Here is a 2,703-nt window from a genome sequence, read left to right as displayed (position 1 = left end):
GTCCGTCTTGTCGATCCACCGCGTAAACTCATGGAACCCGTTGGCGTTCAGGTCAAAGAACGCCGCGTTCTTCAGCTCAACCTTCCCATCCCGATTCAGGTCCAGGACCAACGGGTCGCGACGGGCGGGGACAGCTTGACTATCAGGCCACGCTCCACAACTGACAAGATATAATGCATGAGCAAATGCTAATTTGCGCTCGACAAGAATTCCTTTCGTTCGATATAAGAACGTATCTTTACTAACCTTAGAAGCGCTGTAAAGCAAATTTACGCTTGTTAATCCCCAACCTGCACCACTAACCTTCAATTCCATAAGGCCACCGATGAGGTCTGCTCCTTTGTCAATCGCTTCCCCAAGAAAGTCCCCCAGTTGTCTTAACCCGTCAACAAAGAAATCTCCTATCACTTGTTTTCACCCCTCTAACGATACTTTTTATCAATGAAACAATACACGGCGACAATAAACATCGCACCCCACATGACCAGGAATTCCCCGCAGGTTGGAATTTCGCCACTTACGGGAGCCGTTGTACCAAACAAAACAAGCATTTATATCTCCTCTCAATTTTTCAAAACTCCTCCTTCATACCTCTTCAAGTGTTACCTTCAATTACCATTCATTTTGTTTTTCAGAAGGGCCAGTACCAAGGCTTTCCTCGCCTGCCACCGACGCTCTTGAGGTATTCCGCAACCATCGTATTCCTACACATCTCGGCCATGTCGAGCGGCGTTCTCTTTTTACCTTGACTGCTTAGAGCGTTGACCTCTGCCCCGGCCTCGACCAGGGTTTTCGCCACCTTCAGGAAGTCAGCCCCGTTCCTTCCTGTGCGCGTCAGCATCTCGCTGAAGCTCTCCCATTCTCCCGAAGGCCTTTGGTCTGTCAGGATTATTCCCGTCGCCACGTGCAAAGGTGTCACACCCTCCATGCCGACGTCAGGGCTCGCCCCATGGGCTAGCAGTGCAGACACCACTCTGGACCATCCCATAGCGGCAGCGAGGTATATAGGTGTAGCACCTTCGTTGTTGCTGGCGTTGACCTCAGCTCCCGACTGAATCAACAGGAGCGCCACCTCATCATCCGATCCCAATACTGCATCATGCAGCGCCGTATTTCCCTTCTTATCCTTGATATTCGGGTCCGCTCCTGCACTGAGCAGAACCTCCAGCAGCCGTGGAATACCCTTCAAATCCCCCTGCTGGATTTGGTTACGAATTTCCCTGTCACTGTAAAGCAGCGCTGCAATGTGGAGCGGCGTCGTTCCGTCACAATTTCGGGCATTGGCCAGGCTCATATCCTCCAACAACAGAAGGTTCACGATCGCGAGCGTCTTCTCCAGAGGGCGGCCTTTCACTGGGGCGATCATGGCACAGTGCAAAGTGGTCATGTCCCCGTTAGCCCTGTGTCCGGGCTTCGCTGAGGCACGGAGCAGCAGCCGAACGACATCGGGGTCTCCCCTCCTGACGGCTATGAACAGGGGCGTCCAGCCGCTCTCGTTCTCCTGTTCCAAGTCCTGTCCGTTCTGGATCGCCGCCTCGATCTCCGCAATGTCACCGCTCTCGACCAAGGCAAAGAAGTCATCCTTGCCAATAGCGCCAAGGGCCGGCGCTGCCAAGCCCAAGAGCCAAAGGATGGACGCCACAAAAAAACACGCGCTCGCCGCAGATAACTTCCGTCGCAAGGACTTTCGCCTCCCACTTCTTCTGAATTTTCAGCCGTCGTCGTTTTGCCTGAATTTTAAAGAAGAGCGCGAAACCTCCCTTCTCCAGGTCGCTTCGCGCTGTCGATTTCAGGAATTCGTGGTTGTTCAGGTCTGCGCGTCGCCGCGGCTCTCCCGATTGTCCTTCCGAGTTCCAAGTCCCCATTACGTATTGAAACACAAAAACGATGTATTTTTATCCTATCAAGGTTGCCGGGCCGTGTCAAGAGGGGAAACAAGAAGTTTTTCTGAAAAGACGCTCAAAAACACGAAGATCAGCTGATACCAATTCGCGTTTAATATGGATTGCCTCCCCTGAAAGGGGAGGTGGCCCGAAGGGCCGGAGGGGTTTGCTTTTAGCCTGCTCACACCTCAAAATGCTTTTCCAGGCCATTCTCCGACGCCATGGAGACGGTCAGCGCGTTCGCGTTTGCGGAAGATGCAACCGCGGAGAAGTCGATGACCTTGTCCGAGTCCGCCGAATCAAAGGCCAGGCCGGCCACGGCAACGTCCATCCGGAGCTGCGCGCCTGCATAATCCTCAGGCCCCATCGCTTCACTCATCGCACTCATCGAAAGAAGGGAGGCTGGCGCAGACGCCCCAAAGTCATCGAGGGCTGCCTGAAGCTGCATGGGCGACATGAACGGCACGCTGCCGGAGGCCCCGCTTTCCATCGCGTCCACATCCTCCATGCTCCACTTCGTCCCGTCCGCGAACTCCACCTCGTCCAGCTTACGATGATCGTTATCGTACCAATTTTGCACCAATACGCTCCCCGTTCCGTCCTTCAACGAGAACGTCACGTCGTTACCCCGGCGGATAATCTCGATATCCTCCGAAGTTATCCCCTCGCCGAACTTCAGACGGTCCGTCCCCTCATCTATGGAATACGTATACTGGTTGATCGTGTCGTGACCATCGCCCTTGTTGTACACATACGTGTCGCTGCCGTAGCCTCCCTCGAGGTAATCGTCTCCGGCACCACCCACCAGGGTGTCGTCGTC

The 2,703-nt window shown here is 54.3% G+C and carries 4 protein-coding genes; all 4 read right to left on the bottom strand.

The window, feature by feature from the left end; genetic code table 11:
• Positions 1-315 (bottom strand): hypothetical protein (locus SY1_RS12225; protein ID WP_208873918.1); only part of this gene is annotated, 315 nt, incomplete at its 3' end.
• Positions 316-631: 316 nt separating this feature from the next.
• Complete coding sequence (locus tag SY1_RS12220; protein WP_208873917.1) at positions 632-1,567, bottom strand: ankyrin repeat domain-containing protein; 936 nt, start codon at positions 1,565-1,567, stop codon at positions 632-634.
• A 10-nt stretch (positions 1,568-1,577) separates the two neighbouring features.
• Entirely contained in the window at positions 1,578-1,865 is a 288-nt protein-coding gene (locus tag SY1_RS12215) for a hypothetical protein (RefSeq protein WP_208873916.1), read from the bottom strand.
• A gap of 199 nt (positions 1,866-2,064) precedes the next feature.
• On the bottom strand, positions 2,065-2,703 hold a 639-nt coding region (locus SY1_RS12210), incomplete at its 5' end, for a calcium-binding protein (RefSeq protein WP_279369738.1).

The organism is Fretibacterium fastidiosum (assembly GCF_000210715.1).
Classification (GTDB): Bacteria; Synergistota; Synergistia; order Synergistales; family Aminobacteriaceae; genus Fretibacterium; species Fretibacterium fastidiosum.
Note: the sequence above shows the minus strand (reverse complement) of the source record. Positions and strands in the feature narration are given on the sequence as shown.

What these genes read in the sequence shown, in the direction of transcription:
- SY1_RS12215 (WP_208873916.1), bottom strand. Translation starts at nt 1,865, where the DNA reads ATGGGGACTTGGAACTCGGAAGGACAATCGGGAGAGCCGCGGCGACGC.